Genomic DNA, 22,531 nt, shown 5'->3' on the forward strand with positions numbered 1-22,531 from the left:
TTCTGCTTCCCGTCGGCTAACGGGGCCAAGGACTATGCTCGGAATTCGTGAATAGACGCGGGAAGATCGTCTGCACACTTGGCCCCGCCAGCAGTTCCGACGAGGTGGTGCGAGCTCTGGTCGAGGCCGGCATGGACGTTGCCCGCATGAATTTCAGTCACGGCGACCATGCCGACCACAAGGCCGTCTACGACCGCGTCCGAGCCGCTTCAGACGTCACTGGCCGAGCCGTGGGAGTGCTGGCCGACCTACAGGGACCGAAGATTCGGTTGGGCCGCTTCGCCGCGGGCCACGCGTTCTGGCAAAGCGGTGACACGGTGCGGATCACCGTCGAGGAATGTGACGGCACCCACGACCGGGTGTCGACGACGTACAAGCAGCTCGCCCACGACGCCGCGCCGGGGGACCGGCTGCTGGTCGACGACGGCAAGGTGGTGCTCGTCGTCGAACGCATCGACGGCAACGACGTGGTGTGCACCGTCACTGAGGGCGGCCCGGTATCCAACAACAAAGGCCTGTCGCTTCCGGGCATGAACGTGTCGGTGCCCGCACTGTCCGACAAGGACGTCGACGACCTCGAATTCGCGTTGGAGCTCGGTGTCGATCTGGTGGCGCTGTCGTTCGTGCGGTCGCCCGCCGACATCGAACTCGTCCACGACGTGATGGACCGTGTCGGCCGACGGGTGCCGGTGATCGCCAAGCTCGAAAAGCCCGAAGCCATCGACAATCTCGAAGCGATCGTGCTGGCTTTCGACGCGGTGATGGTCGCTCGTGGCGATCTCGGTGTGGAACTGCCGCTCGAGGAAGTGCCGCTGGTGCAGAAGCGGGCGATCCAAATGGCAAGGGAGAACGCCAAACCCGTGATCGTCGCGACCCAGATGCTCGAGTCGATGGTGGAAAACCTGCGGCCCACCCGCGCCGAGGCGTCCGACGTCGCCAACGCCGTGCTCGACGGAGCCGACGCGCTGATGATGTCGGGGGAGACGTCGGTGGGCAAGCACCCGGTGGAGGCCGTCAAGACGATGGCGCGAATCATCACTGCGGTCGAACAGAATTCGACGGCCGCGCCTCCGCTGACCCATGTACCGCGCACCAAACGCGGCGTCATCTCCTACGCCGCCCGCGACATCGGCGAACGCCTCGACGCCAAAGCGCTGGTGGCATTCACCCAGTCCGGAGACACGGTGCGTCGGCTAGCCCGCCTGCACACACCACTGCCGTTGCTGGCCTTCACCGATCGCCCGGAAGTGCGCAGCCAGCTTGCGCTCACCTGGGGCACAGAGACATTCATCGTGCCGCACATGCACACCACCGACGACATGATCCGCGTGGTGGACAAGTCGCTGCTCGAGTTGGGCCGCTACAAGCGAGGCGATCTTGTGGTGATCGTTGCAGGCGCCCCACCGGGCACGGTGGGCTCCACCAACCTCATCCACGTCCACCGGATCGGAGAGGACGACCATTAGCTCAGCAGACGAGCGCCGCAGCGATTTCGACCAGCTCCTGGCCACGCTCGATCTGACGCGCGTCGACGACCATACTTTCCGCGGCTCCCACCCCAGCAAGACCCCAGTCCGCACGTTCGGCGGTCAGATGATGGCGCAATCCCTGATCGCCGGCACCGGCACCGTCACATCGCATCTGCCGCTCGCGGCGCTGACCGCTACCTTCATCAACGGCGGCGACCCGACTGCCGACATCGAGTACCGGGTAGTCAACCTGCGCGACGAACGCCGATTCGCCAATCGGCGCGTCGATGCCACGCAGAACGGCAATCTGCTTGCCTCCGTGATGCTTTCGTATCTATCCGGTGGTCGGGGGCTGGAGCATGGCGTCGAGCCTCCGCAGGTGCCGGACCCGAACACGTTGCCGCCCATCGAGGAATACCTGCGCGGCTACGAGGACACCGTCCCGGGATTCGTCAACGCATTGCGACCGATCGAGTGGCGTTACGCCAACGACCCGGCATGGGTGATGCGCAGGAAGAAGGGCCGGCTGCCGCACAACCGCGTCTGGATGAAAGCCCACGGCAAGCTGCCCGAAGATCCGACACTGCATGCGGCGGCCATGGTGTACGCCTCGGACACCACGATTTTAGACTCGATCATCACCACCCATGGATTGTCGTGGGGATACGACCGCATCTTCGCAGTCACCGTCAACCACTCGGTGTGGTTCCACCGCCAAGTCAACTTCGACGACTGGGTGTTGTATTCGACGACTTCCCCCGTCGCGGCGGATTCACGCGGCCTGGGCACCGGCCACTTCTTCAACCGCGGTGGTACGGTGCTCGCCACCGTCGTGCAGGAGGGCATCGTGAAGTATTTCCCCGGATCACGGCGCTGACAGCGGGTAATCTTCTGGTGGTGACACAGCTGGTCAAAGTCGCGAAAGTACGCGCCCGCGAACGCGTTGTCGTCAGTGTCGACAGGCCGGCGGCGCGGTGGATCGGCGCGCTGGCTGTTCTCAGCTTGTTCTGCTGGCTCGTGGTGTTACTCGCTCATGACTACCACCACGCCGACTGGGCGGCATCCGGCCGCCTGGCGTGGTCGTTGGTGATCTTGACCACTGTCGCGCTGATCGCGCGCGGCATCTTCCTGGGCCGCCCCGTGACTACAGCGCACGCAACAGCCGCAATGGTGGTGCTGCTCGTCGGCTTCGGTGCGCATCTGCTGTCGTTCGGCGTGCTGGGCAATGTGCTGGTCGCCGGCGCCGGCTGGGTCCTCATGTGGCCCACGGCGTCGCGACCGCAGCCGGACGACCTTCCCCACGTGTGGCGGCTGATCAACGCCACCGAAGGCGACCCGCTCGCACCTTTCGCGATGCAGACCCAGAAGAGCTACTTCTTCAACGTCGACGGCACGGCGGCGATCGCGTACCGCACCCGCATCGGATTCGCTACGGTCAGCGGGGATCCGCTCGGCGACGAAAGCCAATTTCCCCAGCTGATCGCCGACTTCGTCGCGATGTGCCACACCAGGGGCTGGCGGATCATCGTGCTCGGCTGCAGCGAGCGGCGGTTGCCGCTGTGGCGCAATGACGCGGTGGTGGGCCAACGGATGCGCAGTGTGCCGATCGGGCGCGATGTCGTCATCGACGTGCAGAACTTCGACATGGTGGGACGCAAGTACCGGAATCTGCGCCAAGCCGTGCAGCGTACTCACAACTTCGGCATCACCACCGAAGTTGTCGCCGAGCAGGATCTCGACGACGCGCTGCAAGCGGAGCTGGCAGAGGTGTTGATCGCTTCGCACAGCGGTGCGCGTACCGAGCGGGGCTTCTCGATGATTCTCGACGGCGCACTCGAGCGCCGGTATCCCGGCATCCAGTTGATCGTCGCCCGTGACCGTGACGGGCAGGTGCAGGGTTTCCACCGCTACGCGACGGCCGGCGGCGGCAGAGACATCACCCTCGATGTGCCGTGGCGTCGTCCAGGAGCGCCCAACGGCATCGACGAACGGCTCAGCGTCGACATGGTGCTGCAAGGTAAAGCCCTTGAGGCACAACGGGTTTCGCTCGCCTTCGCAGCATTCCCGGAAGTCTTCGACAACAAGAACCGCAACTGGCTCCAAGACGTCGTCTACCAGGCGATCCACCTGCTGGATTCGCTGATCGCGCTGGAGTCGCTGTACCGGTATCTGCGCAAGTTCCACGCGCTCGGACAGCGGCGATTCGTGCTGCTGTCACTGCGGCACGTGCTGCCGGCGGCTGTGGTGCTGTTGTCGTTGGAGTTCATGCCGCGCAGGCGTCGGCTCGAGCTCACGGCGTGTTCGTCAGCGTGACGCTGTACTTGGTCTCCAGGCTCTCGCGGAACTGGTCCTCGCACTGCTGCTGTGCGCTCGTATCGTTGCCTGCCTTGTTCATGCAGTCCATGAAGTCCTTGCCGCCACCCTCTTTGAAGATCGCGACGCCGACGACCGCGTAGATGGCAAGGAATGCCAGCGCGGCCACGATCGACAGGAATCCCAGGATGATGCCGGCCAGCGCGACGCCCCCGTTGTTCGCTTCCCCGCGGTTGACGCGGCCGCGCCCGACGAACCCCAGGATCACGGCGATGATGCCGAGGATGACGCCCCCGACGACGCTCCAGCACGACAGCAAGCCGATGATCGCCAGCACCAACGCCGAAGTGCCGAGCCCGTTTCGGGGCGGGACAGGCGGCGGGGCCTGACCGGCGTAGGGCATCGGCGGCGGCGGCGGATACTCGCCGTACTGTCCCTGTTGCGGATATCCGCCGTACTGTCCCGGGGGCGGTGTTTCCGGCTGGTTCGGCTCCGTCATGCGTTCGTTCCTTCCGCGGTGACACGTCGTTCGACGAATTCGTCGACCCTCTTCGAGGCCTTACGGATTCCGAAGGCTGACACGATCTCGAACACACCCATCACGATGAGCCAAATGCCGGTCACCAGAGCCAAGATGACGAGCGAGCGGAACGGAGAAGCCATCACGACGATGCCCGCGATGATGCTGACGATGCCGAAGAAGATCTCCCAGCCGCGGCCGGGCATGCCCGGATCGCTGATCGCCGAGGTTGTTGTCGCGACACCACGGAAGATGAAACCCACCGCGATCCAGATGGCCAGCAGCAGAACAGCACTCGCTTCGTCTGTACCGAAATGACGGAAAGCCAGAATGCCGAGAATGAGAGCGGCCGCACCGCTGATGAACAGTAAGACCCTGCCGCCCGCTGAAATATGCAGGGTGAGTGCGAAGAACACTTGGAAGATACCGCTGACAAGCAAATAGGCACCCAACAGAATCGCGGCTACGAGGATCGTCTTGCCGGGCCACCAGAGGACGAGAACACCGACAATCAGCGACGCGATGCCGGAGATCAGCGTCGTCCACCAGAGATGTTTGAGCAGCTTGGGGCGTTGGGGAGCAGTCATGCGTGAAGTGTTCCACAGGCCCAGTCGGCCGGTGAGCATTTCGCCGTCGCGGTCAACACGTCGAGTCAATGGCACGCATCGAATGCGTTGCTCGGCATGGCCGAACGGCATTTAGCGCGGACGCCAGGCCTTGCAACCCTTCGTTTCGAACACTGCCCCGTCGGGACCTAACACAACGTCCGTGGCGCCCGAATTGCTTCGGTGGATGATCGCGGCCATTGTCTGCACTCCGTGGTCGAGCTGAGGCCACCCGATCCGCCATCCGCACCGCACCGTCGCCGCCATACCCACGGCGTTGACGCTTCGCGGCCCGTCGGTGTGCCACCTTCCGGCGGGAATGTCCTTGCCGATGGTGTAAGTGCCATCGGTCACCGGCTCGGCGGCGGCTTGACGCGCAGGACCGGCCGATTCGCCTGCGAGAAGTGAGGGCCCACCGACCAGGAGCAAGGAGGCGGCACCGATGAAGCCCACGGCTCGCAGCCCGTTCACGGCGCAAGACGGTACATCACCCGCTTTGTGGGCTGGAAAACGTTCACCCCGCTAGTGTTCACGTACTGGCTCCCGCCGTCGTCGACGTCAGGTGGTCGACGGCCCCGACCGGAAAGAGAGGCAATGAGGAGATCACGCGCATGGCTGGTGGCCGGAGCGATCGTCGTCTCCGCGGCCCTGGCCCTCACCGGCTGTACCAGCAACACGGAAAGCTCCGGGCCGGGCGGATCGACCACGTCGGTGAAGCCGGCCAAGGTCGACGAGATCGCCAACCTGTTGCCGGACAAGATCAAGAACGCGGGCAAGATCGTCGTCGGCACCGATCCCACTTACGCGCCCAACGAGTTCAAGGACGCCAACGGCAACATCATCGGCTTCGACGTCGACCTGCTCAATGCCGTCGCAGCGGTGCTTGGTGTCACCCCCGAGTACCGGGCATCGGCTTTCGACAAGATCATTCCGTCGATCCAGGGCGGCACCTATGACATGGGGATGTCGTCGTTCACGGACAACAAGGAACGCGAGCAGCAGGTCGACTTCGTCGACTACTTCCGCGCCGGATCGCTTTGGGCGCAACGTCCCGGCGCGCCGATCGACCCCAACAACGCGTGCGGGAAGAAGGTGGCGGTGCAGACCGGCACCGTGCAAGACACCGAAGAGCTGCCGGCCAAGAACGCTGACTGCCTCAAGAAGGGTCAGCCGCCGATCAACGTGCTGAAGTTCGACGGCCAGGACGCGGCGACCAATGCAGTGATGTTGGGCCAAACCGACGCCATGACAGCCGATTCCCCGGTCACCGCGTGGGCGATCAAGCAGAGCGGAGGCAAGCTGGAGGCAGCCGGTGAGCTGTTCCAGTCAGCCCCGTACGGCTGGGCGGTGCCGAAGGGCTCGCCGCTGGGACAGGCGCTGTTGAGGGCACTCGAGCACGTGATCCAGACCGGTGATTACAAGAAGATCCTGGACAATTGGGGCGCCCACACCGGCGCGATCGACAAGCCGGTGATCAACGGCGCAGTCGGCTGATCGTGGCCGCTGAGGCATCGCCACCGCCTGCCATCGATGCCGTGCCGCTGCGGCATCCGTGGCGGTGGGTGACAGCCATCGTCATCGCCGTGCTGGTGGCGCTGTTCTTGTGGGGAGCCGCCACCAACCCGGCCTATTACTGGTCCACGTACGCGAAATACCTTTTCGATCAACGGATTTCGATTGCAGCGTGGAACACGATCCAGCTGACGATCCTGTCGATGGTGTTGGCCGTAGTACTGGGCGTGACCCTGGCCGTGATGCGGTTGTCGCCCAACCCGGTGCTGCGGTCGGTGTCCTGGGTGTACATCTGGATCTTCCGCGGCACCCCGGTGTACGTCCAATTGGTGTTTTGGGGCCTTTTTCCGGTGCTGTACAAGAACATCCAAGTTGGTATCCCGTGGGGGCCGACGTTCTTCCACTTCACATTGCAGAACTTCTCGTTCTACTTCGTGATGGCGGTCATCGGGCTGGGGCTCAACGAGGCGGCCTATATGGCCGAAATCATCCGGGCCGGCATCAATTCGGTGCCCGAAGGCCAAACGGAGGCGTCGATCGCGTTGGGCATGTCGTGGTGGATGACGATGCGCCGCACCGTGCTTCCCCAGGCCATGCGCGTGATCATCCCGCCTACGGGAAACGAGGTCATCAGCATGCTGAAGACCACGTCGCTGGTGATCGCCGTGCCGTACACCCTCGAGTTGTATGGCCGCGCCCATGACATCGGCTTGGCGCTGTTTCAACCGATTCCGCTGCTGCTCGTGGCGGCCACGTGGTACCTGGCCATTACCAGCGTGCTGATGGTGGGGCAGTACTACCTGGAGCGGTACTTCTCGCGGGGGGCGTCACGCAAGCTCACGTCCAAGCAACTCGAGGCGCTCGCGCAGGCCAAGCGCGCATTCGAGGAGCACGTATGACGGCGATGGTGGTCGCCGAGCAGGTGTGTAAGAGCTTCGGTGCGCTCGAGGTGCTCAAGGGTGTGACGCTGACGGTCGAGCGCGGGCAGGTGTTGTGCATCGTCGGTCCGTCCGGCTCGGGCAAGTCGACATTTCTGCGCTGCATCAACCACCTCGAGAACATCACCGCGGGCCGGCTCTACGTGGACGGTCAGCTGGTGGGGTATCGCGAGAAGGGCGGCAAGCTGCACGAGTTGCCGCCGCGTGAGGCGGCCAAGCAACGCCGCGACGTCGGAATGGTATTCCAGCACTTCAACCTTTTCCCGCACCGCACCGCGCTGCAGAACATCGTCGAGGCGCCCATCCACGTCAAGAAGGTGAAGAAGGACGTCGCGGTGAACCGGGCGCGCGAGTTGCTGGACCGGGTCGGGCTTTCCGACAAAGCCGACGCCTATCCGGCGCAGCTGTCGGGTGGACAGCAGCAGCGCGTCGCGATCGCCCGGGCACTGGCCATGGACCCGAAGTTGATGCTGTTCGACGAGCCGACGTCGGCGCTGGACCCCGAGCTCGTGGGCGAGGTGCTTTCTGTGATGCGAGACCTCGCGCGTGGCGGCATGACGATGCTGGTGGTTACCCACGAGATGGGCTTCGCACGTGAGGTCGCCGATCAACTGGTGTTCATGGACGAAGGCGTGATCGTGGAGAGCGGCAACCCACGCGAGGTGCTCGCATCACCTAAACATCAACGCACACAAGCGTTTTTGTCCAAGCTGTTGTGATGCTGTCCCGTAGAGATACTGGATCAGGCGCGGGCACCGGCCGCCGCGCACGCCAGCTGGACCTCATGAGCGTCGTTGTTGAGGCTGGACGCGGCCGAGTTGAGCGCGTCGCCGCCGCCGCGCAGCCCCATGGTGAGGACCAGCCGCGCGGCGTTCAGCGACCACTTTCGCATCGGGTCTGCGATCTCCGGCGCCAATCCCGGTGTGGCCGAAGCGTTTAGCGCCACCGCGGCGGCTTGCCGCAATGCCGTCCGGCCGACGACATTGGAGTCCGAGACCTCGGGATCCTGGTAATTCACCAGGTTGCCATTGCCTGCGGTGGCGTACGCGAAGTCTTCGTAGTTGACCGCGGCGTAGTTCCACGCAGTCGAGAACTGCCGGCAGGCGTCCGCGGCGGCCGCATCGGCACCGTCGGCGATCGGAGGGGTGGCAGCCGGGGCGGCGATCGTCGAACCCGGCAACGTGGGGTGGGGCTCGTCGGCCGCGGCTGGGTCTGCAACGGCGCAGGGTGCGACCGATAGGCCGACACCGAGCGCCAAGAGGGTAGCGGCCAATCCCTGTCCGCGTACTCGTGATGACTTCATCATTTCCTTCCAGAGACTCGAACGTCTCAAGGCTAGGTCGAGGTGAAATGGTGCGGGCGCCAACTGTCCGCATCGTGAACAGAAATCAAACAGCGGATGGCCGGGGGTGAGCGAGTGCAGACAGGGCGCCGCGGCCTTATCCCGCGAGCCTTGCTGAGCGCTGCGATTTCCGGGCATTTCACGCCAGCCGACGTGGCGTATCTTGCATGCTCAGTAGTTGGTAACCGGGCGCGAACTGTTGACGCACCGTTTACCGTTTGGACACCCGGCCCATCGAAGATTCCCGGGACAGATTCCATGGGGATTCAGATGATGAGAGGCGCCACCACGACATGTTGAATCGATTTGCCACGCTGGCTGCCGTTAGCCTGCTGGTCCCGGTCGGGACGGCTCCACTCGCTCTTGCCGACCCACCCCCCGCACCCGTTGTGCCGGCCGCCGACACCGCTCCACCGCCCGGCGAGCCCGGCGGCCCGGGCCCTGCCGGTCCCGTGCCGTCTGCTCCACCCGGAGTGCTGAAAACCCCTGACGGCTACACCCTGACGGTCGTCGGCAAGAACGAGTCGATGGAGCCGGTGGCGCCGCTGACCGGCGCGCCGACCTCTCGCGAGTACCTCGTCGACGGAACGTTCACCGGATCGGTGACGGGTTCGGGTGGACCGAAGCTCGCCGGCGGGACGCTGGAAGCCGGATACCAAATCGGCTGCGGCATTGCGCAGGACGATATCGAGAGCATTGTCTCGGCGGGTATCCAACCGGGCATATCGCTTCTCAGTCCGAGCAGTGTGTTGCCGATCTTCCCGGTCACCATCAACCCCTCGCTGTCGTACCAGATGAAGATCGACCTCAAGCCCGGCACGGTGAACATCGTCCCGATCGACAAAAAGAAGTTCAAAGGCACGTCGCCGGTGATCAATATCACCGGTTTGCGTGTCAAGTTCGATCAATGCGCAGGTGCGTCGTTCATTCGGTCCTACGCGACGCTGACCAGCTCCACCGACGACACCGATGACGTCGTCACCTACACCGGCGTCACCAAGATGGTCTGACAGCGGTCGCAATCGCCCCTCGGGTCGCATGCCCCTCGCCCACGGCGGGGGGCATGCGGCTGTTCGCGGGGACGCCACTCGATGTGTGGCGCAGAACGCAGCCCTTCCGGATGCAACAAGTTTGCCGGTGTGCTATACCCGCATCGAATTCGGATGATTTCCAGCGCTTTTCGAGCTTCGCAGTGGTCGGCAATCGGGTGCGAACTGTTGGCGCGCCGTTTACCGTTTGGACACCCGGTCCATTGAAGATTCCACGGACAGATCCCACGGGATTCGAGATATGAGAGGCGCCGACACGACATGTTGAATCGTTTTGCCATGGTGGCCGCTGCTTGCACCCTGGTCCCGCTGAGCGTCGCTCCGTTCGCTCTGGCGGACCCGCCGCCGCCTCCGCCGGCGGAGCCGGTCGCCGACGCAGGACCACCGCCTGACACCGGAGCCGTGCCGTCGGGGCCTCCAGGCATCGCTCACACAACCGACGGGCGCACGTTGACCGTGGTCGCGAAAGACGAGACGCAGCTGCCGGTGGCGCCCCTGACGACGTCGTTGGCATCACGTGACTGGCTGGTGGGCGCCACCTTCACCGGGACAGGAATGGGCTCAGCGAAAGGCGGCACGCTCGAGGTCGGCTACCAGATCGGTTGCGCCATCGAAATGGACAAGGTGAAGCTGAACGGCAGCATCGGCATCGGCGGCAGTAACTCACTCGCCACCAGTGGTCTGACTTCGGGAATCAACTTCCCCATTCAGGGTCAGATCGAAATCGAGCCCAGGCCCGGCACCGTGACGAGCGTTCCCGTGGACAAAAAGGAATTCAAGGGCAACTCGACCCGAGTCACGGTGAGGGATGTCCACATCAAGATCGACAACTGCGTTGGAGCGTCATCGCTGCGCTCTTATGCGATATTGACCAGCTCCAACGGTGACACCGACGACGTGGTCGCGTACTACGGCGTCGCCAAGGTCTTCTGAGGCGAGATGGCCCGGACAAGACGATGCACCAGGTCGGCGGCTCTTGCGGCGGTGAGTCTGCTCGCCGTAGGCGGTGCGGTCGCGTCGTCGGCTACCGCCGCTGCCGATCCACCACCGCCGCCGCCACCCGCACCGGCTGAGCCGCCGCCCGCGCCCAACGCCGCACCGGTCGGCCTGCTGCCGCCACCAGGAGTGCTCCAAGGGTTTCTACCGAACGGTGCGATGGCACCCGGGTCGGGCTATGACTTCCTGCTCGGCCAGGCGCCCGTCCCCACGGTCGCCAGCGGTACACCCGACCAGCCTGCGCAGCCACTTCTAGTGGACCAGAACGCAATTCAAGCGCTGCGGCCCATCAACTTCGGGCTGACCGGACAGGGGCAGGAATCGCTCTACAGCTATACGCCCGCCGCGCCCGACGCGCCGCCCGGTGGTCTTCTCGACAACATCAGGGGAGCGCGCGGCCTCTTCCACTATCCGATGGGCAAGCTCGACCCGTCTCAGCTAGGCGAGCCGCTTCCCGGCACCGCACCGCCCCCGGGGACCAACATTCCATTGGGGCTGAACTGGCCCGAGCCACCGCCTGCTCCTGAGCCTGCGCCGCCATCGGCTCCACCGCCCGGCGGCTGATCACAGAGCACTATCGGATCACGGCTTCCTTTGTGGCGGAGTAAATTTCGCTCTCTGGGGGACCGTCACGTTCGGCCACGAGGAACCACGTCCGCATGACGCCTTTGCCTTTGACCTGCACCTCGCCGCGCGGCTCGAACACGAACGTGTCTTTGAGACGCTCGTAAACCTCTTGCGGCACTTGGATACGGCCCAGGACGCCGGTGGACTCCATCCGCGATGCGACATTCACCGCGTCGCCCCACACGTCGTAGAAGAATCGGCGGGTCCCCACCACGCCGGCCACCACCGGACCGACGCCCATGCCGATCCGCATCGGAACGGATTGTCCTGCTTCGTCTTTGAGATCGGCGATGGTGCCGGCGATTTTCAGCGCCAGGCATGCCAGCGCTTCGAGGTGGTCAGGCCGCGGTTCGGGCACCCCGCTGACCACCATGTAGCAGTCGCCGCTGGTCTTGATCTTCTCGAGCCCGTGCTGCTCGACCAGACGGTCGAATTCGGTGTAGAGCACGTTGAGGAATTCGACCAGGTCCGCGGGGGTCGACCGGCTGGCCCGCTCTGTGTAGCCGGCGATGTCGGCGAACAGGACCGAGGCGTCGTCGTACTTGTCGGCGATGATCGTGGTGGCCGGGTTCTTCAGCCGCGTCGCGATGCTCTCGGGCAGGATGTTGGCCAGCAATTGTTCCGAGCGTTCGTATTCTTCTTCCATCGCTGCTTCAGCGCGCCCGATCTCACGCAGCGCGTACCAGACTGTGGCGACAGCCATCACGCACGCGGACACCACCGAGGTGACGAAGGCCGCCGGCAGGGCCCAGGGTGCTTGCAGTCCCGTGTCGGCGGGGACGGTGAACTGCAGCGCGATCACGATGCCCGCGCCGATCGCGACGATGACGCATGCGAGCACGATGTGCTCGATTCCGAGCACCAGCACCGCGACGGTGGCCGCGACGAGGAAGTAGAACTGCAAGCCGGCACCCGTGCCGACATTCCAGATCAGCACCGAGAGCACCACGTACGACGTCAGGGTCAGCGTGAGCTGCGATACCACCAGGCCGTATCGATGCAGCAGCGGGATCGCGAGGAAGATGACCCCGGCCACGACGTTGATCATCGCCACGCGCCAGATCCCGTTCTCGGTCACAAGCTGAACCACCGCGAAGCCGATGGTGACGACCGCTGCGATGGTGGTGGTGATGTTGATGACTTTGCGGCTGCGCGCTTCGCGGTCGGCATAGTGCCGGCTACGCGCCGTGGCTTGGGGCCGAAGGTGCATCGGGGGACCGCAGAAGGTCCGGGTGGGGCCTGCTGCCGCGTCGTCGACCTCGGCGGCCATCCTGACAGCTTATCGGGCGACGCCCGCGACGGCGGGTCTCCGCAGAGATCGACGGCTATCCGATGGCGCCGGCGGGTTCACCGCCGTCCTGCAGGCCAGGGTCGGTGTCGACGTCCACCGGCATCGTCGGGCCGGAATCCAGACCCGTGCTGCCCGCAGGCTGGCCCATGCCGGGCCCGCTGGCGACGTCAGGTTCGGTTTGCGGGCCGGTCGACAGCCCGGTGCTGCCGGCGGGGTCGCCGGGATTGCATTCACTGGAGGTGGCCTCGACACAGTCGACCGGGTCGACGGGTTCGTTGACGAACACGCCGAGGTGACGTGCCGAAGTGTCGGTGATCGCGGGGCTTGCCCCGGCGGCTGGTGCGACGGCGAGCGTAATCGCCAGTGCAATACCGCCGAAGGCGGCCGAGGCGATCGTCGCTGCTTTGGTGTTCATGTGCAATCCCTTCGTGATTGCTGTCCATCTTGAGGTCAACGGGATCGCGATCTGACGACTTTGGCGAAATTGTCGGGTAAGCAAGTGCGGCCAGGCTCCGCGCGAATTGTCCTCTGGCCGTGCGCAACCAGCGTGGGCCATGCGAAAGGCGTTGAGAGTCAATCGAATTCGCAACAGCGCACGAGAAATCAGTGCAACCCTCGAGCGGCGATGCTGCGCCGGGAGTGCCCTCGGTGGGATTCGAACCCACACTGTCTGGGTTTTGAGTCCAGTTCCTCTGCCAGTTGGGATACGAGGGCGCAGCACCTCACGATAGCGATGCTCGCACAGGCTCCTCCACTTCGGTGCCCGCCTCGACTGACGCCGACGGTGACGGACGTCGGCTGCCGTAGGCAATGATCCCGATCGCGAGGACGCCGAGCAGCATCAGCATTTCGCGCAGCAGCCAGCCGACGACCGCCTCGATGAGCGAGGGGTCGACCAGCCAGTCCTGCCCGACTTCGGGGGTGGCGAAGACCGTCACCAGCGTGCCGCCGATGACCACCGCACGGGCGCACCAGCCGCGGTGGAACCAGATGAACACGGCGGCCGGTACGAGGTACACCCAGTGGTGCACCCAGCTGATCGGAGAGATCAGCGTCGCTGTCATGCCGATGACCAGGCCGCCGGCCAGCAGGCCCGAATGAGCCGTGGCTCGTCGGGCCAACAGCAGCCCACCCACGGCGGCGACGGCCGTCAGGATCAGCGCCAGCGGCCGCGTCCAGTCACCCACGGCCGCGAGCAGGCCCTGGATCGAGTTGTTGCCCGACGTGGCGAACTTGGTGCCCAGCGCCACCTTATCCGTCAGGTGCCACAGGCCGTGGGTGAAGAACGCGATGCTCAGCGAGGGCCGGGCAAGGAACGCCAGGACGAAGGCGCCCGCGCAGCTGGCCAGGCTCCACCAGAACATCCGCCACCGCCTGGCCGCGGCGAGATAGATGATGAACAGCCCCGGCGTCAGCTTGATCGCAGCGGCCAGTCCGATCAGCACTCCTCGGGGTATGAGGCGTCCGAGCGCGGTGTCGTCGCGTCGGGTGAGATCGGCGACCACCAGCAGCATCAAGAGGATATTGATCTGGCCGAAGAAGAAGTGCGCGTACACCATGATCGTGGCGCACGCGGCCGATGCGATGCCGAACACGGCGATCCAGCGGTACCGCAGCTGCGACGGCGTCACCATCGCGATCACCGCCACCAGCGCCAGCATCGACGCGATGCTCCACGCCCACAGCCCGACTTCTTGGCTGCCGAGGTTCGTGGGCCACAGCACCAGCGCGCCGAACGGCGTGTACGTGAACGGCAGGCCCTCGTCGGCGATGTGCTGGCCGTGCAGGTTGCCGGCGTACAGGTCGACACCCCGCCATGCCGCTGCCGAGCCATAGCGGTAGACAGCCCAGTCCACCGGGTAGACGTCACGGATTCGCTCGTAGATCCACGTTGCCGCCACTGCCATCAGCGCCGCCGCGACGACGACCCAGGGCTGCGCAGCTGACCGCAGCAACCGGGCATTCACACAGCGGATCGTACCCACGTTGCATGTCACAACCCCCCGGTCGCCGCGCCGCGTGTGCCACGACACAATGGCATCCATGACCGGGTCATCGTCGGAGCCACGAGCGACGAACACAACGCCGCGCCGCGTACTCGTGGCCGAAGACGAGGCCCTCATCCGGCTCGACTTGGCCGAGATGCTCAAGGAAGAGGGCTATGAGGTCGTCGGGCAAGCCGGCGACGGGCAAGAAGCGGTGGAGCTTGCCGATTCGCTGCGGCCCGACCTGGTGATCATGGACGTCAAGATGCCCCGCCGCGACGGCATCGACGCGGCCCGGGAAATCGCGCAGAAGCGGATTGCACCGATCGTGGTGCTGACGGCGTTCAGCCAGCGAGAGCTCGTCGAGCGTGCTCGGGACGCCGGCGCGATGGCCTACCTGGTCAAGCCGTTCTCGGCGACCGACCTCGTTCCGGCCATCGAGGTCGCAGTCAGCCGGTTCAACGAAATCGCCGAGCTGGAGCGGGAGGTGGCGAGCCTCTCGGATCGATTGGAAACCCGCAAACTCGTCGAACGTGCCAAAGGCCTGCTACAGAGCAAGCAGGGGATGACCGAGCCGGAGGCGTTCCGCTGGATCCAGCGGGCCGCGATGGACCGCCGGACCACGATGAAGCGGGTGGCCGAAGTGGTGCTGGAGACGCTCGGCGAGCCCCCACCGAAATCGAAGGACGCCTCGTCGGCCAGCTGACGGCTCGGACAACACCGCGCACGGCAGCAAGGTGTTGGCTATGGTTCTATCCCAACGTTCTAGACGTTCTAGCCATCGCATGCTGACCTGGAGGTGACACGTGCGCGGTCGCGCGACGCGGAGTGCTTGGGTGATCGGTGCTGTCGGGCTGCTGGTCGTCGGCATGGCCGGCTGTACCCAGTCGAAAGACGAGAGCAGCGGCACGAACCTCAAGATCGTCGAGCAGGTGCCTATCGACGACAACGGTAAGCAGATCAAGCCGCCGGACACCTCCGCCGCTGCGGATCCCGCCGGCACCGGTAAGGCCACCTGCCCGACGGTCAGCATCGCGATGGCAGGAGCGCTCAACGGCCCCGACGCCGCGCTCGGCATCAACATCAGAGACGGTGTGCAGCTGGCCGTCGACAAGCACAACGCTGCCAACCCCGGCTGCCAGGTTCAGCTCAAGCCGTTCGACACCGAAGGCGATCCGCAGAAAGCGACCGCGATCGCTCCGCAGATCGTCGACGACGCGAGCATCATCGGGTTGATCGGCCCGGCCTTCTCCGGTGAGACCAAAGCCACGGGCGGTGTCTTCAACCAGGCCGGCCTGGTGGCCGCGACCGCGTCGGCGACCAACGTCACGCTGTCCCAGAACGGCTGGAAGACGTTCTTCCGTGGCCTGGGCAACGACGGCGCGCAGGGCCGCGCAGTCGCCAACTATCTGAAGAACACGCTCAACAACAAGAAGGTGTGTGTCGTCGACGACAGCACCGATTACGGCGTCGGCCTGGCCAATGTGGTGCGGCAGACCCTCGGGCCGGTCGCCGACAGCGCCTGCAACATCTCGGTGAAGAAGGGCGACAAGGACTTTTCCGCCGCGGTCACCCAGGTGAAGAACGCCAGCCCGGATGCGCTGTTCTACAGCGGCTACTACGCCGAAGCCGCTCCGTTCGTGCAGCAATTGCGCGACGGCGGCGTCGCCGCAACGTTCGTATCCGCCGACGGCACAAAGGATCCGGAGTTCGTCAAGCAGGCCGGCAGCGCATCGAAGGATGCGATCCTGTCATGCCCCTGCAGCCCCGCCCCGCCTGCCTTCGCCGACGAGTACACCAAGAAGTTCAACCAGGCGCCCGGCACGTACAGCACCGAGGGATACGACCTGGCCACCATCCTGCTCAAGGGCATCGACTCGGGCGCCGTCACGCGTCCGCAGCTGCTCGATTACGTCCGCACGTACAACGGCCCCGGCGTCGCGCGCCAATACCAGTGGGATCCGACAGGTGAACTGACCAACACACTGATCTGGATCTACAAGGTTCAGTAGCCGCACAGGGCGAGATGCGCGTCCGAGACCCGACAACGGCGACTCGGACGCGTTCTCGTAATCGAGGAGCCGCCACCGGATGATCGACGATTGCCTCGGCCAGTGCGCCGTGTACGCCGCCAACATCACGTTCAATCTGGACGGTCTGCGGCACGGCTTCGGGCAGTTGACAATTGACGGCCTGGCCTGGGGCGCAATCTATGCATTGGTGGCGGTCGGCTACACGCTGGTGTTCGGTGTGCTGCGGCTGATCAACTTCGCGCATTCCGAGATCTTCATGCTCGGCATGTTCGGCTCCTACTTCGCGCTCGACATGATTCTCGGCTTCGCCCCGAGCGGCAACGCATACGGCAAGGGAATCGGGCTGACGGTGCTGTATCTCGGGATTGCGATGATTGTCGCGATGGCCGTATCCGGTTCGGCTGCAATCGGTTTGGAAGCAGTAGCATACCGGCCGCTGCGCCGGCGAAACGCCCGCCCGCTCACCTTCCTGATCACCGCGATCGGTATGTCGTTCGTGCTGCAGGAATTCGTGCACTTCGTGCTGCCGCAGTTGCTGAAGGGCTACGGCGGCAGCAACGCCCAGCAGCCGATCATCTTGGTGGTGCCCAAGATTCAGTTCAGGGTGTTCGGGGCCGACATCTCGAACATCACTCTGGTGGTCATTGCCGCCGCGCTGATCTTTGCGGCGCTTACCGACGTGGCGATCAATCGGACGAAATTCGGTCGTGGCATCCGCGCGGTGGCCCAAGATCCCACGACGGCCACTCTGATGGGCGTGTCGCGAGAACGCACCATCATGACGACCTTCCTCATCGGTGGCCTGCTGGCCGGCGCAGCGGCGCTGCTGTACACGCTGAAGGTGCCGCAGGGAATCATCTACTCGGGCGGCTTCCTGCTCGGTATCAAGGCGTTCTCCGCTGCGGTCCTCGGTGGCATCGGCAACCTGCGCGGCGCGCTGCTCGGTGGACTGTTGCTCGGCGTGATGGAGAACTACGGGCAGGCCGTTTTCGGAACCCAGTGGCGCGATGTTGTCGCGTTCGTCTTGCTGGTGCTGGTGCTGCTGGTCCGCCCGACGGGGATACTGGGTGAAAGCCTCGGAAAGGCACGGGTATGAGCCGAAGCCAGATGCTCGCCCGCCCCGGTGACGCGCTCCGCCAATGGTGGAACCAGCTGAGTCGACAAGCGAAATGGGTTGTGGGCATTGTGTGTTTCGCGCTGGTTGCGTTGCTGCCGCTGCATACACCGGGCTTTCTGGATACCCCGGGCATCAGCTTCGGCGGTGTGATGGCGCAGTTCGCGATGGTGGCGCTGATCGCGATCGGACTCAACGTGGTGGTGGGTCAGGCGGGTCTGCTCGATCTTGGCTACGTCGGGTTCTACGCCGTCGGTGCCTACACCGTCGCTCTGCTCACCAGTCCGGACAGCCCATGGAACAAGATGGGGCCCACTGGCTTCTTCAGCACCGACTGGGCGTGGCTGTCATGTGTGCCGATCGCGATCTGCGTCACCGCGTTCGCGGGCCTGGTCCTGGGCACGCCGACCCTGCGCTTGCGCGGAGACTATCTGGCGATCGTCACTCTCGGCTTCGGCGAGATCATCCGGCTGCTGGCCGACAATTTGCAGGACATCACCAACGGATCACGTGGCCTCAATCAGATCGCCTACCCGCGGTTGGGGGAGCGGGACAACTTGCCGCAAGGCGTGTTCTCCAGCGGTAATTCGGGCGGGGACGCCAACTACGGAACCTGGTGGTTCTGGCTGGGGCTGGTGTTGGTGGCAGCCGTGTTGATCCTCGTCGGCAATCTGGAGCGAAGCAGGGTGGGACGGGCGTGGGTGGCAATCCGCGAGGACGAGGATGCCGCAGAGGTGATGGGCGTCAACACCTTTCGCTTCAAGCTGTGGGCGTTCGTCATCGGCGCCGGCATCGGCGGGCTGTCCGGTGCGCTCTACGCCGGCCAGGTGCAGTACGTGGCACCCACCAACTTCAACATCATCAACTCGATGCTCTTTCTGTGCGCGGTCGTGCTCGGCGGTCAAGGCAACAAACTGGGCGTCATATTCGGCGCGTTCGTGATCGTCTACCTGCCCAACCGATTGCTCGGCGTGCACTTCCTCGGCATCAATCTCGGTGACCTGAAGTACTTGTTCTTCGGGCTCGCACTGGTGGTGCTGATGATCTTCCGCCCGCAGGGCCTCTTCCCGGTGCGTCAGCAGCTGTTGGCATACGGCAAGTCAGCGCGCGAGTTGCTGCGGCGCAGTGAGTCCCCCGTATGAGCGTCGATGAGGTCGCCGGGCTGCACCGTGAGGTGCATGCGGCTGAGGGCGAAACTCTCCTGGAGACACGAGATCTCACGGTCCGCTTCGGTGGTCTGGTGGCGCTCGACGCGGTGAGCTTCAGCATCCGGCGCGGCGAGATCCTCGGGCTCATCGGGCCAAACGGTGCCGGCAAGACGACGTGCTTCAACGCGATCACCGGCGTGTATCGGCCCAGCGCGGGCACGGTGATCTTCGACGGCGCGCCGCTGGGTCGCATCAAACGCCACCAGATCACTCGCCGCGGCATCGCCCGTACGTTCCAGAACATCAGGCTCTGGGGCGAGATGACGGCCCTGGAGAACGTCGTCGTGGGCACTGATGCACGTCACAAGACCTCGGTGCCCGGTGCGGTTTTTCGTGGCCCACGCCATCGCCGCGAGGAGAGCGATGCGATCGAACGCGCCGCCGCGCTTTTGAAATTCGTCGGAATCGCGTCGCGCGGCGAGGAAAAGGCAGAAAATCTGCCCTATGGCGACCAACGGCGGCTAGAAATTGCCCGGGCGCTGGCCACCGAACCGAAGCTGCTGTGCCTCGACGAGCCGGCAGCCGGATTCAACCCCGCCGAGAAGGCGGCACTGATCGAGTTGATCAACAAGATTCGCGACGACGGATATACCGTGCTGCTCATCGAGCACGACATGCGACTGGTGATGGGTGTCACCGACCGGATCGTGGTGCTGGAGTTCGGCCGCAAAATCGCCGAGGGCGTTCCATCGGCGATCCGTGACGACCCGGCGGTGATTGCCGCCTATCTGGGAGTGCCGGATGACGACATCCGATAACAGCGCGGCGTTGCTCGAATTGCGCGACGTCGTCGTGCATTACGGCCGGATCGAGGCGCTGCACGGCGTGTCGTTACAGGTGCGGGAGGGTGAGCTGGTCACGCTCTTGGGTTCCAATGGCGCCGGCAAGACCACCACCATGCGAGCGATCTCCGGTCTGCGGCCGCTGACTCGCGGCTCCATCTGGTTCGAAGGCCGCGACATCTCCCGGGTGAAGGCCCATCAGCGGGTCGTCGACGGGCTGATCCAGGCGCCCGAGGGCCGCGGTGTGTTCCCGGGGATGTCCATCGTCGAGAACCTCGAAATGGGCTGCTACGGAAGGACTTTCCGGTCACGAGCCGAGCACCGGGCGAAACTCGAGTGGATCTTCGAGACGTTCCCCCGGTTGGCGGAACGGCGTCAGCAGGTGGGCGGCACACTGTCCGGCGGCGAACAGCAGATGCTCGCCATCGCGCGAGCTCTGATGGCCAGGCCAAAGGTGCTGCTGTTGGACGAACCGTCGATGGGCCTGGCGCCCATGATGATTCAGCAGATCTTCCGGATCATTTCCGAGATCAACTCCCAAGGCACCACGGTGCTGCTGGTCGAGCAGAATGCCCAGCAAGCCTTGAGCCGTTCGGACCGCGCCTACATCCTCGAGACCGGGACCATCACGCGCGAAGGGCAGGCGCAGCAGCTCCTCAACGACGACAGCATCCGGGCCGCCTACCTCGGCGTTGCCTGACGTGCGATGCGCGCAGGACGATAAGGCGCGTTGCGAGCCGCAGCCGCAACGGCCGCACCGTCACAGCGTCGAGCCGGCCGTGGTCGGCTGACTCGGTGGGGCAACAGACCGGCCGGCGGTTGACCGGCGCCGCAGCCACCATCCCAAGCCGGCCAGCGCGGCCGCCGCAACCACGACCAGCGTGGGCCAGAACGCCGCTTCGAGCAGCCAAAGTCGTCGCTGAGCCTTGAACACGCGGCGCTGCGCCTCGCGCAGCCTGGCTATAGCTGTCATGGTCGTCCTTTTCGAGAAGCGGTGAGCGATCCACACCGGTTCTACCCGAGCGACAGCGGTACAAACGTCGCAGCGCGACGAGATCGACCAAGCTCTATAGGAGCGGTCAGCGCGCGACGATCACCGACGACCCGTGACCGAACAGGCCTTGATTGGCCGTGATGCCGACGGCTGCATTCTCGACTTGACGCCCTGTAGCCTGCCCGCGCAGTTGCCAATTCAATTCGCACACTTGGGCAATGGCCTGCGCTGGTATGGCTTCTCCGAAGCACGCCAGTCCGCCGGATGGATTCACCGGCACGCGGCCGCCGATCGTCGTCGCCCCGGTGCGCAGCAGCGACTCGGCCTCCCCCTTCTCGCACAGTCCCAGGTGTTCGTACCAGTCAAGTTCCAAGGCGGTCGAGAGATCGTAGACCTCGGCCAAGCTGACGTCCTCTGGCCCGATGCCCGCCTCCTCGTACGCCGCGTCGATGATCTGGTCCTTGAACACCCGATCCGGAGCAGGCACGACCGCGGTGGAATCCGTTGCAATGTCGGGCAATTCGGGCAGATGCTGCGGATACCGCGGGGTGACGGTGCTGACCGCCCGCACCGACGGCACTCCCTCCAGCGAGCCGAGATGCTTGCGGGCGAACTCGGCGCTGGCCACCACCAGCGCGGCGGCGCCGTCGGATGTCGCGCAAATATCCAGCTGCCGCAACGGATCTGCGACGACCGGACTGGCGAGCACGTCGTCCACCGACGTCTCCTTGCGGTAGCGGGCGTACGGGTTTTGCACGCCGTGCCTGGCGTTCTTGACCTTGACCTGAGCGAAGTCCTCGGAGGTGGCGCCGTAGAGGTCCATTCGCCTGCGAGCGAGCAAGGCGAAGTACACGGGGTTCATCGCCCCGATGAGGTGGAAGCGCTGCCAGTCCGGGTCGTTTCTGCGCTCCCCGCCGACCGGCGCGAACGCGCCCTTGGGCGTGGTGTCTGCACCGACAACCAGCGCGACATCGCAGAAACCCGCGAGAATCTGCGCGCGAGCACTCTGGAGGGCTTGCGAACCGCTAGCGCAGGCGGCGTAGTTCGAACTCACGGGCACGCCGTTCCAGCCGAGCTTCTGCGCGAACGTCGAGCCGGCGATGAAGCCGGGGTAGCCGTTGCGGATGGTGTCGGCGCCTGCGACGAATTGGATCTGCCGCCAATCCAGACCCGCCTCGGCCAACGCCGAACGCGCAGCGACGACGCCGTACTCGGTGAAGTCGCGGCCCCATTTGCCCCACGGGTGCATGCCGGCGCCGAGTATGTAAAGCGGTTCTGGGCTCATTGCGCAATCCTCCACGCGTGCACCACGCGCTCGACGCCGTCGTCGTCGACGAACAGGGGCATGGTGGTCAGTTCCATCTCCATGCCGACTTTCAAGTCAGCGGCCAACGTGCCCTCGACGACCTTCGCCAGGACGATCATTCCCTCGTCGGCGAGCTCCACTGCGGCAATGGCGAACGGCTCGAACGGATCTGGCGCCGGGTAGGGCGCCGGCGGTGGGTACCGGTTTTCGGTGTAGCTCCACAATGTGCCGCGGCGGGACAGAGGAACCTGCGCGAGCTCGTCGCCGTCACAGCCGGGATTGGGGCAGTTGTTGGCACGCGGCGGAAAGACGTAGGTGCCGCACTGGTGGCACTTCGAACCGATCAGGTACGGCGCACCTGATCCATCGGTGGCGAACCAGCCGTCGATCGCCGGTTGGGTGGATGTCGACACGTCGGTTAGCGTACCGACCACGACCCCAAAACTG

Annotated in this window: 25 protein-coding genes and 1 tRNA gene; 15 read left to right on the forward strand and 11 right to left on the reverse strand. The window is 64.9% G+C overall.

Features of this window, described 5'->3' with window-relative positions; genetic code table 11:
* Positions 1-47: 47 nt before the first annotated feature.
* The 3 genes from pyk to AC5Y4N_RS16885 are packed head-to-tail and all read left to right on the forward strand — an operon-like array spanning position 48 to position 3,782.
* A complete protein-coding gene (gene pyk / locus AC5Y4N_RS16875; RefSeq protein WP_499909986.1) occupies positions 48-1,466 on the forward strand; it encodes a pyruvate kinase in 1,419 nt (472 codons plus the stop codon).
* Positions 1,462-2,346, forward strand: a complete 885-nt coding sequence (locus AC5Y4N_RS16880) for an acyl-CoA thioesterase II (protein WP_499910114.1) — start codon at positions 1,462-1,464, stop codon at positions 2,344-2,346. Before pyk ends, AC5Y4N_RS16880 begins: the two co-directional genes overlap by 5 nt.
* A 14-nt stretch (positions 2,347-2,360) precedes the next feature.
* Entirely contained in the window at positions 2,361-3,782 is a 1,422-nt protein-coding gene (locus AC5Y4N_RS16885) for a bifunctional lysylphosphatidylglycerol flippase/synthetase MprF (protein WP_499910116.1), read from the forward strand.
* On the opposite strand, the gene AC5Y4N_RS16890 is transcribed toward AC5Y4N_RS16885, so the two are convergent.
* The 3 genes from AC5Y4N_RS16890 to AC5Y4N_RS16900 all read right to left on the reverse strand — a co-directional run bounded on the left by AC5Y4N_RS16890 (position 3,760) and on the right by AC5Y4N_RS16900 (position 5,378).
* Positions 3,760-4,281 (reverse strand): DUF4190 domain-containing protein, encoded by a 522-nt coding sequence (locus AC5Y4N_RS16890; protein ID WP_499909988.1) that lies wholly within the window; start codon positions 4,279-4,281, stop codon positions 3,760-3,762. The genes AC5Y4N_RS16885 and AC5Y4N_RS16890 overlap by 23 nt on opposite strands.
* Positions 4,278-4,889, reverse strand: coding sequence for an HdeD family acid-resistance protein (locus AC5Y4N_RS16895; RefSeq protein WP_499909990.1), 612 nt, complete (start codon positions 4,887-4,889; stop codon positions 4,278-4,280). Before AC5Y4N_RS16895 ends, AC5Y4N_RS16890 begins: the two co-directional genes overlap by 4 nt.
* Before the next feature lie 111 nt (positions 4,890-5,000).
* The gene (locus AC5Y4N_RS16900; protein ID WP_499909992.1) at positions 5,001-5,378 is read right to left on the reverse strand and encodes an Rv1352/Rv1906c domain-containing protein; all 378 of its coding nucleotides are present in this window, start codon (positions 5,376-5,378) and stop codon (positions 5,001-5,003) included.
* Positions 5,379-5,501: 123 nt separating this feature from the next.
* Between AC5Y4N_RS16900 and AC5Y4N_RS16905 the strand changes: the two genes are divergently transcribed.
* Genes AC5Y4N_RS16905 through AC5Y4N_RS16915 form a run of 3 tightly spaced genes read left to right on the forward strand, consistent with a single transcriptional unit; the run spans position 5,502 to position 8,076 of the window.
* A complete protein-coding gene (locus AC5Y4N_RS16905; protein ID WP_499909994.1) occupies positions 5,502-6,401 on the forward strand; it encodes an ABC transporter substrate-binding protein in 900 nt (299 codons plus the stop codon).
* 2 nt (positions 6,402-6,403) lie between these two features.
* Positions 6,404-7,318, forward strand: coding sequence for an amino acid ABC transporter permease (locus AC5Y4N_RS16910; RefSeq protein ID WP_499909996.1), 915 nt, complete (start codon positions 6,404-6,406; stop codon positions 7,316-7,318).
* A gap of 5 nt (positions 7,319-7,323) precedes the next feature.
* Positions 7,324-8,076: an amino acid ABC transporter ATP-binding protein gene (locus tag AC5Y4N_RS16915; protein WP_499910118.1), complete on the forward strand. Its 753-nt coding sequence runs from the start codon at positions 7,324-7,326 to the stop codon at positions 8,074-8,076.
* A 23-nt stretch (positions 8,077-8,099) separates the two neighbouring features.
* On the opposite strand, the gene AC5Y4N_RS16920 is transcribed toward AC5Y4N_RS16915, so the two are convergent.
* The gene (locus AC5Y4N_RS16920) at positions 8,100-8,660 is read right to left on the reverse strand and encodes an Rv2240c family protein (protein WP_499909998.1); all 561 of its coding nucleotides are present in this window, start codon (positions 8,658-8,660) and stop codon (positions 8,100-8,102) included.
* A gap of 332 nt (positions 8,661-8,992) precedes the next feature.
* On the opposite strand from AC5Y4N_RS16920, the gene AC5Y4N_RS16925 reads away from it, so the two are divergent.
* The 3 genes from AC5Y4N_RS16925 (at position 8,993) to AC5Y4N_RS16935 (ending at position 11,308) form a co-directional block, all read left to right on the forward strand.
* Complete coding sequence (locus tag AC5Y4N_RS16925; RefSeq protein WP_499910000.1) at positions 8,993-9,709, forward strand: MspA family porin; 717 nt, start codon at positions 8,993-8,995, stop codon at positions 9,707-9,709.
* 300 nt (positions 9,710-10,009) lie between these two features.
* The gene (locus AC5Y4N_RS16930; protein WP_499910001.1) at positions 10,010-10,681 is read left to right on the forward strand and encodes an MspA family porin; all 672 of its coding nucleotides are present in this window, start codon (positions 10,010-10,012) and stop codon (positions 10,679-10,681) included.
* 51 nt (positions 10,682-10,732) lie between these two features.
* Entirely contained in the window at positions 10,733-11,308 is a 576-nt protein-coding gene (locus tag AC5Y4N_RS16935; protein WP_499910003.1) for a hypothetical protein, read from the forward strand.
* A gap of 10 nt (positions 11,309-11,318) precedes the next feature.
* On the opposite strand, the gene AC5Y4N_RS16940 is transcribed toward AC5Y4N_RS16935, so the two are convergent.
* The 4 genes from AC5Y4N_RS16940 to AC5Y4N_RS16955 all read right to left on the reverse strand — a co-directional run bounded on the left by AC5Y4N_RS16940 (position 11,319) and on the right by AC5Y4N_RS16955 (position 14,629).
* Complete coding sequence (locus tag AC5Y4N_RS16940) at positions 11,319-12,641, reverse strand: adenylate/guanylate cyclase domain-containing protein (protein WP_499910005.1); 1,323 nt, start codon at positions 12,639-12,641, stop codon at positions 11,319-11,321.
* Positions 12,642-12,696: 55 nt separating this feature from the next.
* Positions 12,697-13,077 carry a hypothetical protein gene (locus tag AC5Y4N_RS16945; RefSeq protein WP_499910007.1) on the reverse strand — a complete coding sequence of 127 codons (381 nt, stop codon included), beginning with the start codon at positions 13,075-13,077 and terminating at the stop codon, positions 12,697-12,699.
* 225 nt (positions 13,078-13,302) lie between these two features.
* A tRNA-Leu gene (locus AC5Y4N_RS16950) sits at positions 13,303-13,376 on the reverse strand.
* A gap of 8 nt (positions 13,377-13,384) precedes the next feature.
* Positions 13,385-14,629 carry a glycosyltransferase family 87 protein gene (locus AC5Y4N_RS16955; RefSeq protein WP_499910010.1) on the reverse strand — a complete coding sequence of 415 codons (1,245 nt, stop codon included), beginning with the start codon at positions 14,627-14,629 and terminating at the stop codon, positions 13,385-13,387.
* A gap of 76 nt (positions 14,630-14,705) precedes the next feature.
* Between AC5Y4N_RS16955 and AC5Y4N_RS16960 the strand changes: the two genes are divergently transcribed.
* The 6 genes from AC5Y4N_RS16960 (at position 14,706) to AC5Y4N_RS16985 (ending at position 20,484) form a co-directional block, all read left to right on the forward strand.
* Positions 14,706-15,353: an ANTAR domain-containing response regulator gene (locus AC5Y4N_RS16960; RefSeq protein WP_499910012.1), complete on the forward strand. Its 648-nt coding sequence runs from the start codon at positions 14,706-14,708 to the stop codon at positions 15,351-15,353.
* Between the two features lie 100 nt (positions 15,354-15,453).
* Positions 15,454-16,659, forward strand: coding sequence for a branched-chain amino acid ABC transporter substrate-binding protein (locus tag AC5Y4N_RS16965; protein ID WP_499910015.1), 1,206 nt, complete (start codon positions 15,454-15,456; stop codon positions 16,657-16,659).
* A 79-nt stretch (positions 16,660-16,738) separates the two neighbouring features.
* On the forward strand, positions 16,739-17,776 hold the full coding sequence (locus AC5Y4N_RS16970; protein WP_499910017.1) for a branched-chain amino acid ABC transporter permease: 1,038 nt from the start codon (positions 16,739-16,741) through the stop codon (positions 17,774-17,776).
* Positions 17,773-18,936 carry a branched-chain amino acid ABC transporter permease gene (locus AC5Y4N_RS16975; RefSeq protein WP_499910018.1) on the forward strand — a complete coding sequence of 388 codons (1,164 nt, stop codon included), beginning with the start codon at positions 17,773-17,775 and terminating at the stop codon, positions 18,934-18,936. The genes AC5Y4N_RS16970 and AC5Y4N_RS16975 overlap by 4 nt, the downstream gene beginning before the upstream one ends.
* Positions 18,933-19,760: an ABC transporter ATP-binding protein gene (locus AC5Y4N_RS16980; protein ID WP_499910020.1), complete on the forward strand. Its 828-nt coding sequence runs from the start codon at positions 18,933-18,935 to the stop codon at positions 19,758-19,760. Before AC5Y4N_RS16975 ends, AC5Y4N_RS16980 begins: the two co-directional genes overlap by 4 nt.
* Positions 19,744-20,484, forward strand: a complete 741-nt coding sequence (locus AC5Y4N_RS16985; protein WP_499910022.1) for an ABC transporter ATP-binding protein — start codon at positions 19,744-19,746, stop codon at positions 20,482-20,484. Before AC5Y4N_RS16980 ends, AC5Y4N_RS16985 begins: the two co-directional genes overlap by 17 nt.
* Before the next feature lie 60 nt (positions 20,485-20,544).
* Here the strand turns inward: AC5Y4N_RS16985 and AC5Y4N_RS16990 are convergent, their stop codons facing one another.
* The 3 genes from AC5Y4N_RS16990 to AC5Y4N_RS17000 all read right to left on the reverse strand — a co-directional run bounded on the left by AC5Y4N_RS16990 (position 20,545) and on the right by AC5Y4N_RS17000 (position 22,497).
* The gene (locus tag AC5Y4N_RS16990) at positions 20,545-20,757 is read right to left on the reverse strand and encodes a hypothetical protein (protein ID WP_499910024.1); all 213 of its coding nucleotides are present in this window, start codon (positions 20,755-20,757) and stop codon (positions 20,545-20,547) included.
* Between the two features lie 106 nt (positions 20,758-20,863).
* Positions 20,864-22,063, reverse strand: a complete 1,200-nt coding sequence (locus tag AC5Y4N_RS16995; protein WP_499910026.1) for a lipid-transfer protein — start codon at positions 22,061-22,063, stop codon at positions 20,864-20,866.
* The gene (locus AC5Y4N_RS17000) at positions 22,060-22,497 is read right to left on the reverse strand and encodes a Zn-ribbon domain-containing OB-fold protein (RefSeq protein WP_499910028.1); all 438 of its coding nucleotides are present in this window, start codon (positions 22,495-22,497) and stop codon (positions 22,060-22,062) included. Before AC5Y4N_RS17000 ends, AC5Y4N_RS16995 begins: the two co-directional genes overlap by 4 nt.
* Positions 22,498-22,531: the final 34 nt, after the last annotated feature.

The sequence above is a fragment of the Mycobacterium sp. NGS19 genome (assembly GCF_059813155.1).

What these genes read in the sequence shown, in the direction of transcription:
- AC5Y4N_RS16890 (WP_499909988.1), bottom strand. Translation starts at nt 4,281, where the DNA reads ATGACGGAGCCGAACCAGCCGGAAACACCGCCCCCGGGACAGTACGGC.
- AC5Y4N_RS16895 (WP_499909990.1), bottom strand. Translation starts at nt 4,889, where the DNA reads ATGACTGCTCCCCAACGCCCCAAGCTGCTCAAACATCTCTGGTGGACG.
- AC5Y4N_RS16905 (WP_499909994.1), top strand. Translation starts at nt 5,502, where the DNA reads ATGAGGAGATCACGCGCATGGCTGGTGGCCGGAGCGATCGTCGTCTCC.
- AC5Y4N_RS16915 (WP_499910118.1), top strand. Translation starts at nt 7,324, where the DNA reads ATGGTGGTCGCCGAGCAGGTGTGTAAGAGCTTCGGTGCGCTCGAGGTG.
- AC5Y4N_RS16920 (WP_499909998.1), bottom strand. Translation starts at nt 8,660, where the DNA reads ATGAAGTCATCACGAGTACGCGGACAGGGATTGGCCGCTACCCTCTTG.
- AC5Y4N_RS16925 (WP_499910000.1), top strand. Translation starts at nt 8,993, where the DNA reads ATGTTGAATCGATTTGCCACGCTGGCTGCCGTTAGCCTGCTGGTCCCG.
- AC5Y4N_RS16930 (WP_499910001.1), top strand. Translation starts at nt 10,010, where the DNA reads ATGTTGAATCGTTTTGCCATGGTGGCCGCTGCTTGCACCCTGGTCCCG.
- AC5Y4N_RS16940 (WP_499910005.1), bottom strand. Translation starts at nt 12,641, where the DNA reads ATGGCCGCCGAGGTCGACGACGCGGCAGCAGGCCCCACCCGGACCTTC.
- AC5Y4N_RS16945 (WP_499910007.1), bottom strand. Translation starts at nt 13,077, where the DNA reads ATGAACACCAAAGCAGCGACGATCGCCTCGGCCGCCTTCGGCGGTATT.
- AC5Y4N_RS16960 (WP_499910012.1), top strand. Translation starts at nt 14,706, where the DNA reads ATGACCGGGTCATCGTCGGAGCCACGAGCGACGAACACAACGCCGCGC.
- AC5Y4N_RS16970 (WP_499910017.1), top strand. Translation starts at nt 16,739, where the DNA reads ATGATCGACGATTGCCTCGGCCAGTGCGCCGTGTACGCCGCCAACATC.
- AC5Y4N_RS16975 (WP_499910018.1), top strand. Translation starts at nt 17,773, where the DNA reads ATGAGCCGAAGCCAGATGCTCGCCCGCCCCGGTGACGCGCTCCGCCAA.
- AC5Y4N_RS16980 (WP_499910020.1), top strand. Translation starts at nt 18,933, where the DNA reads ATGAGCGTCGATGAGGTCGCCGGGCTGCACCGTGAGGTGCATGCGGCT.
- AC5Y4N_RS16985 (WP_499910022.1), top strand. Translation starts at nt 19,744, where the DNA reads ATGACGACATCCGATAACAGCGCGGCGTTGCTCGAATTGCGCGACGTC.
- AC5Y4N_RS16990 (WP_499910024.1), bottom strand. Translation starts at nt 20,757, where the DNA reads ATGACAGCTATAGCCAGGCTGCGCGAGGCGCAGCGCCGCGTGTTCAAG.
- AC5Y4N_RS16995 (WP_499910026.1), bottom strand. Translation starts at nt 22,063, where the DNA reads ATGAGCCCAGAACCGCTTTACATACTCGGCGCCGGCATGCACCCGTGG.